The 6,450-nt window shown below is 65.8% G+C and carries 6 protein-coding genes and 1 pseudogene; 1 reads left to right on the top strand and 6 read right to left on the bottom strand.

The annotated features are described in order from the left end of the window. A partial coding sequence (locus FKP22_RS17445) for a sensor histidine kinase (RefSeq protein ID WP_233446871.1) occupies window positions 1-480 on the top strand: 480 nt, incomplete at its 5' end. Window positions 481-522: 42 nt separating this feature from the next. Here the strand turns inward: FKP22_RS17445 and FKP22_RS17450 are convergent. From FKP22_RS17450 to FKP22_RS17475, 6 genes and pseudogenes are all read right to left on the bottom strand, one after another. Then, window positions 523-2,253: a tetratricopeptide repeat protein gene (locus tag FKP22_RS17450; protein ID WP_141288776.1), complete on the bottom strand. Its 1,731-nt coding sequence runs from the start codon at window positions 2,251-2,253 to the stop codon at window positions 523-525. A 20-nt stretch (window positions 2,254-2,273) separates the two neighbouring features. Next, a complete protein-coding gene (locus FKP22_RS17455) occupies window positions 2,274-3,626 on the bottom strand; it encodes an ATP-binding protein (protein WP_141288778.1) in 1,353 nt (450 codons plus the stop codon). A 249-nt stretch (window positions 3,627-3,875) separates the two neighbouring features. Beyond that, window positions 3,876-4,178 carry a high-potential iron-sulfur protein gene (locus FKP22_RS17460; RefSeq protein WP_141288780.1) on the bottom strand — a complete coding sequence of 101 codons (303 nt, stop codon included), beginning with the start codon at window positions 4,176-4,178 and terminating at the stop codon, window positions 3,876-3,878. A 113-nt stretch (window positions 4,179-4,291) separates the two neighbouring features. After that, the gene (locus FKP22_RS17465) at window positions 4,292-5,287 is read right to left on the bottom strand and encodes an NADP-dependent oxidoreductase (RefSeq protein WP_141288782.1); all 996 of its coding nucleotides are present in this window, start codon (window positions 5,285-5,287) and stop codon (window positions 4,292-4,294) included. Between the two features lie 61 nt (window positions 5,288-5,348). Continuing rightward, window positions 5,349-6,161, bottom strand: coding sequence for an oxidoreductase (locus tag FKP22_RS17470; protein WP_141288783.1), 813 nt, complete (start codon window positions 6,159-6,161; stop codon window positions 5,349-5,351). A gap of 103 nt (window positions 6,162-6,264) precedes the next feature. Continuing rightward, window positions 6,265-6,450, bottom strand: a pseudogene (locus FKP22_RS17475) (TetR/AcrR family transcriptional regulator); the annotation flags it as partial.

Below are 6,450 nucleotides of genomic sequence, written 5' to 3' on the forward strand. Positions count from 1 at the left end.
CGCCTGAGCCGCCTGCCGCTGAGCGGCCGTGTCTCGCTGGACCTGGCCTCGCTGATCGACGAGGCCTGCGAGACCTTCGAGCGCCGCGCCGTCCAGGAAGGCCGCACGCTGGAGCAGGCGCTGGTCTTCGGCGTCGCCGTGCTCGGCCACCGCGAGGCCTTGACCCGGGCCTTCTGCAACCTCGTCGACAACGCCCTCAAGTTCTCACGCCCCGGCGGCCGGGTCGACGTGCTGATGCAGGTCACCGAACAAGAGGCCGGCCTGATCGTCACCGACGACGGCGCCGGCATGCCAGTGCCGGCGCAGCAACTGCTGCTGCGCACCGGCAGCGACCGCACCCCCGCCGCCAGCGGCCGCCTGGGCCTGGCCATCGTCGCCGAGGTGGCTAAGGTGCACGAGGCGCGGGTTGTGGTCGAAGCTTCGGGGGCCGGGACTCGCGTTGAGTTGTGGCTGCCGAGAGCGACTGCAAATTCGCCGTAGGCCAGCAATGCCTGCGCCGTTCTCCGGGCAGCGCACCGCGTTTCACTCACGTCGGTGGGTGGCGGGCAACTTCAAACCTCGCATGCGCATCTGTTCGGCAAGGGCATCTGCCTCTGGCAAACCCAGGCGCGACAGCTCTGCCCATGCCGTCTCAAGCAACTGCCTGGCTTCATCGGCCGTTGCCCCTTCTCCATCCAGCAAGTGCAACCCGATCTTCGCGCTTGTGATCGCCTTCCCGCGTACCTCGCCAAGGCGATCATAGACGGGCAGTTCTTCCTCCTTGCGGATGCGCAGGGCCTCGCCGAGCTGGCCGCGGTCTTGCAGGATATCGGCGATCTGCCCCATGGTGACGGCCTGCTCGCGCACGTCGCCCAGGCGCATAAAGACGGGCATTTGTTCCTCCCTGCGGATGCGCAAGGCCTCGTCGAACTGGCCACGGTCTTGCAGGATGTCTGCAATCTGACCCATGGTGACGGCCTTGGAGCGTATGTCGCCAAGTCGCTCGAATACCGGCAGTTGTTCTTCCCGGTAGATGCGCAAGGCCTCGTCGAGCTGCCCGCGGGTTCGCAGGATGTTGGCAATTTTGCCCACTGTGACGGCTTTGGAGAGCGCGTCGCCCAGGCGCTCATAGACAGGCATTTGCTCTTCTCGGCGGATGCGAAGGGCCTCGTCAAACTGCCCGCGTGCTTGCAGGATGTCGGCGATCTTGCCCATGGTCACGGCCTTGGCGCGCACGTCGCCAAGGCGCTCATAAACGGACAGTTGTTCCTCCTTCCGGATGCGCAGTGCCTCGTCGAGCTGGCCGCGGGCTTGCAGAATGTCGGCGATCTTGCCTGTGGTCACAGCCTTGGAGCGCACGTCGCCCAGGCGTTCATAGACGGGCAGTTGCTCCTCTCTTCGGATGCGCAGGGCCTCGTCGAGCTGGCCGCGGGCTTGCAGGATGTCGGCGATCTGGCCCTTGGTCATGGCCTCCGCTCGTTCGTCACCCAGGCGCCGATGCAAAGGGAGTTCGACCTCGCGCCAGTGCTGCAGCGCGGCGTCGTAGTCACCGAGATCATGCAGCAACCTGCCAAGTTCGTCGACAGGTGCCGCAAGCAATTCGTCCGGCGGCGCTGGCTTGTTTGCCAGCCAGGCTCGAATCTCGGCGACGCGGCGGCTGCGTTCTGCCATTGAACGGTTGTCTGCGCCCGTTGGCCTAGGCGGGATCGGCGAGACATGGCCACTGGTGAGCTTGAGTTCGGGGCTGGAACCGATGGCGGGTGCGGATGTCGCAGGCGCCGCGGGGGGCAGGAAGGCATAGACGCCACTTCGCCAGGCCCACAAGTCAGGCGCCTTGCTCGAGGCGAGTGCAATCGCATCGGCATCGAGCCAGAACACCAGGCGTGCGCGGGCTTGCGAGGCAAGGCGTTCGCGGCGTGCGTTGAAGGCGTCCCATCGCGCCGAATCGAACCATCCCGGCCGGCCGACGACGTGGACCACCGAGCCTGCGCGGGCGTTCTTGATGAGACGCTCTTCCAGCTCAGCCACGTCGGCAATCCTGTCGCTCACCGGCAGGCGGCTGGTGTTCAGGCCCGCCATGCGCAAGACCTCGTCGAGCGCCGTCATCACCTGCTTGCGCAGGTTTTCGTCGGGCGCATCGACCAGCAACCATTGGAAGGCCGGGCCGTGCACCAGCGTGCGCGAAAGGCGCAGGAAATCGTCGTGGCAAGACGCTGGGAGACCACGTGCCGCCGCCAACCGCAGTTGTTCAACATCGAAGGCGGAGCCGGCCATTTCGCAGACTGCCGCTTGGGTCAGGCTGGGGGAGCTGCGGCTGGCGCGGTTGCAGGCTCGGCAGCCGGCACCACGGCCAGTCGGTAGCCCTCCAGCGTGCGCACCACCGGGTGGCTGCGGCGCCAGGCGCCATCGTTGTACTGCAGCAGCGCCAGCCGGTGCAGCAGTTCCTGCGCCTGTTCGTCGTTGCCGCCGTGGGCCGGGTTGGCGTCGATGGCCTTCAGCAGCGCGTAGTCGCCGGGTTTGAGGAAGTAGCGGTAGTCGGATGCGAGTTGTTCGATGGCTCGTTGCACCACTGCCGCGTCGATGATGTTGTCTGCCACTTCGCAACACAGCTTCAACAGGCGCAGCAGTTCGCGCGGATGACCGCCGCTGTATTCCACCAGGCGCTTCGCTTCGGCGTCGCTGGAGAACAGGCTGCTGTCGGCGCGCCGCAGCAGCAGCTCATGCATGGCCGTCAGGCCGGGCTCGAAGGGGCTGCCGTCGCGCTCTTGCAGCTTGATCATCGGCAGCACCATGTCAGCATCGAGCTTGCCGCCCAGCCGCCCGTCGTACTTGAGGTGGAGTGGTGCGGTGTAGATGGCCAGGGTCTGGATTGCCAGGAGTTGCTCGGCATCCTGTACGAAGAATTGCTGGGTGTCTTCACCGCGCATCTTGTCGGTACCGTCGATCAGGAAGAGCACCCGCTCGGCGCGCCCTGCACGCGCCAACTCGGCCTCTGCAGTGCGAATGAGGTTGCTGAACGCGATCGCCAGGGTCGTGAAGCCGTTGCGAATCTCCTGCCGCCACTCGCTCTTCTGGCTCGACCCGGTCTTGAACGCAGTGGTAAAGCCTGCGAACAGTTTGACGATTCCCGGGATACCGCCGCCAGCCTCGATGCCGGTCTTGAGTTCCGCGCTCAGTTCCCGGTTCGTGCTGCGCGTCTGGATGGCACTGGCGAACCAGTCGCGCACGGGCTTGAGCGAGTCTTCGCCGAGCGAGAATCCATCGGCATTGAGACGCTCCAGCAGCGTTTCAGCCATCGCCATCAGCGCTTCCGTGTACTGCAGGTTGTTGCGGTCCAGCTTGGCAAGGACGTCGACTTCAACGACATAGAAGCGCTTCGACTCGTTCAGCCTGCCCGCGTATCGGCGCAGCTCGGTGGTCTTGCCGCTGCCGATGTGGCCGAAGAACAGCACATGCTTGTCGTTGGGGGCAAAGAAGGCATTCGTCGCCGGATCCCAGCCAAACTTGCGTGCCAGCCGCGCAAAGGTCTTCTCGCTGCCGCGTGCCGTCTGCGTGTCCACATAGCGCGGATCTCCGTCGGGCAGCGCTTCTTCGTACTCGATCTTCTGCAGGACTTCAAGAATGTGAGTCGGAGGTTTGTATGCCATGGCGAGGTGAATTTTAGGGCGAGGACCATTGGCACAACGAGTCGAATGTGTGGGCGTTTGCAAAGTGACCCGGAAAACTGGGCCGTCCGCCGGGCGATCATGCGCGATGGCAAGTGCGACCGCCATGCCGCAAGGGATCGTCTTGCAGGCCCCTGCACTTCAGGTCCAACGGCTGAAGCACCGGAGCACCGGAAGTTGCCGCAGGTTCAGCCCGGCTTGCCGTCCAGCCGGGCTCCGCCAGGTCCAGGTCTAGGCCTTCTTCGCGTAGGCGCTGCACCAGCCCTTGGCCGCGACGTTCTTGCCGGCGAACAGCGGGCAGGCACCGCTCGCGTCGCCCGCCTTGCCTTGGTAGAACTGGCAATTCGCGCAGGTCTGTCCAGCGGCGTACTTCGGGAACTTGGCCTTGTCGGCCTTGGTGGCGTCCACCACATAACCCAGCGCCGTGGCTTGGGCATCCTTGGGGTCGACGTCTGCGGCGCGCGCCTGCTGTGCGGCCAACAGCGCGAGGCTGGTCACCGGAATGATCTGGATGAAGGTGCGACGCGTGGTCATGCTGGCGAGTCCTCAGGGTTGGCTGGCAAGAGATTCATTGTGCGACCCGGCTGGCCGTGCGTCGCGCCTTGTCTGCCGCCAGCTTGCGCTGCGTCATGGCCCTGAGGCCATCCTCACCTGATCTTGATCACCACCTTGCCTTTTGCGCGGCCGGCCTCGACGTAGGCCATGGCTTCGTTGGTGGATGCGAACGGGAAGACCTTGTCGATCACCGGATGGATGGCGCCGGCCTCGATGAGCCTGGTGATCTCGCGCAGCTGGCTGCCGTTCGCCTTCATGAACAGGAATGAATAGTCGACGCCCAGCTTCCTGGCTTTGCGCCTGACACTTGCGCTCAGCAGCCGCATGACCAGCCTCACGAAGCCGGGGGCAGCGATGGCCTGGCCGAATGCCGGGTCCGGCGGGCCGGAGATGGAGATGAGCTTGCCGCCGGGCTTGAGCACGCCGAGCGACTTGGCGAGGGTCTTGCCGTCCTGGCTGTTCAGCACCAGGTCGCAGTCGCGCAGCACCTGCGCGAAGTCCTGCGTCTTGTAGTTGACGATCACGTCCGCGCCGAGGCGCTTCACCAGCTCGGTGTTGCTGCTGGTGGTCGCCACCGTGGCGCCCAGGTGCTTGGCCAACTGGATGGCGAAGGTGCCGACGCCGCCGGAACCCGCCTGGATGAAGACCTTCTCTCCCTGCTTCAGCCTGGCCGTCTCGACCAGCGCCTGCCAGGCCGTCAGGCCCACCAGCGGGATGGACGCGGCTTCTTCCATCGAGAGGTTCCTGGGCTTGGGCGCCAGCGAGCTTTCCTTGACCGGGACAAGCTCGGCGAAGGTGCCGATCCGGAAGTCGTCCACCCGTGCGTAGACCTCGTCGCCGGGCTTGAACTGCCGCACCCGCGGGCCGACCTTGCGCACCACGCCGGCCACGTCGTGGCCCAGCACCAGCGGCAGCCGGTAGGGCAGGATCAGCTTGAACTCGCCGTCCCGGATCTTGACGTCCAGCAGGTTGACGCCGGCAGCGTGGACCTCGACCAGGACCTCGTCGTCGTGCAAATCAGGGTCCGGCAGCTCGGCTGGCCGCAGAAGGCCTTTCTTGGCATAGCGGTCGAGAACAAATGCCTTCATGGTGTTTCCTTGGTCGAACTGATGGCCCGGCGCTGGGAGATGTGGTGGATCAACGAGCGGCTCAGGCTTCGAGGCGCAGGTCCTTGCGGACGCCCGCGTCCAGCACGCTGGCAGGCGCGAAGCGGCGCAGCATGCGCATGCGGCTGGCCAGGCCGGGTGTGTAGTGGAGTTTGGGGTGCTCCGCGGTGGCCGCCCGCAGCACCACTTCGGCGACGACCTCCGGGCCGTCGGCACCAACGAGCACTTCCTTGACCCGCTTCTCGACCCCGGCGCGCACCGTGCCGTACACGTCCAGCACCGCATCGGGCTGCATCAGGTTGGCATCGAACGGCGTGTTGATGTAGGCAGGTTCTACCACCGAGACGCGAATGCCCTGCGTGCGCAGCTCATGGTCGAGCGCTTCGGAATAGCCGGCCACCGCATGCTTGGTGGCGGAGTACAGCGCCATGTAGGGCATGGGCAGGAAGCCCAGCACCGAGCCGATGTTGACGATGCGGCCGCCGCCCTGGCGGCGCATGTGCGGCAGCACCGCGCGTGTCATGCGCACCAGGCCGAAGAAGTTGGTGTCGAAAATGGCCTGGGCTTGCTCGATCGAACTTTCCTCGGCTCCGGCGGGCGCCACGCCAAACCCGGCGTTGTTGACCAGCAGATCGAGGCGGCCTTCGCGCTGCATCAGCTGCTGGACGGCGGCTTCGACCGACGCGTCGCGTGTCACGTCCAGGGCCAGCATCTCGAAAGCATGTTGGCCGGGCTGGGCGCCGCGGCGGCTGGTGCCGTAGACCTTGTAGCCCACCTGGGCGAGCTGCGTGGCAGTGGCCTGGCCGATGCCCGACGAAGCGCCGGTCACAAGGGCAATCCTGCTGTGTTTTGTCATGGTGTGGGTCTGTCCGAGGCTTGGGTGGGGAGGGGTTGTGATATCGGGATGATGATCATCATGTGAGAAGGCGAGCGAAGGGCCGGCGCTCCATGTGGCCGTTTCAATCGTGGGTGGGGGTCAGGTGCTTCAGCGCGGCGCTTCGCAGGCCATCGGCCAGCGCGGGGTCATCGACCGCGCGGGACAGCAGCAGCGCGCCCACCATCGTGGAGATCGCGACCAGCGCCTGCGCGTGGGCCTGGGGCTGCCCCCAGTCCGGCGACTGTCGGGCCAGCAGGTCGACCATTTC

The sequence above is a fragment of the Ideonella azotifigens genome (genome assembly GCF_006519715.1).
Lineage (GTDB): Bacteria > Pseudomonadota > Gammaproteobacteria > Burkholderiales > Burkholderiaceae_C > Ideonella > Ideonella azotifigens.

Excerpts from the sequence above, each read along its gene's own strand:
- FKP22_RS17465 (WP_141288782.1), bottom strand. The coding sequence starts at position 5,287 with ATGAAGGCATTTGTTCTCGACCGCTATGCCAAGAAAGGCCTTCTGCGG.
- FKP22_RS17455 (WP_141288778.1), bottom strand. The coding sequence starts at position 3,626 with ATGGCATACAAACCTCCGACTCACATTCTTGAAGTCCTGCAGAAGATC.
- FKP22_RS17450 (WP_141288776.1), bottom strand. The coding sequence starts at position 2,253 with ATGGCCGGCTCCGCCTTCGATGTTGAACAACTGCGGTTGGCGGCGGCA.
- FKP22_RS17470 (WP_141288783.1), bottom strand. The coding sequence starts at position 6,161 with ATGACAAAACACAGCAGGATTGCCCTTGTGACCGGCGCTTCGTCGGGC.
- FKP22_RS17460 (WP_141288780.1), bottom strand. The coding sequence starts at position 4,178 with ATGACCACGCGTCGCACCTTCATCCAGATCATTCCGGTGACCAGCCTC.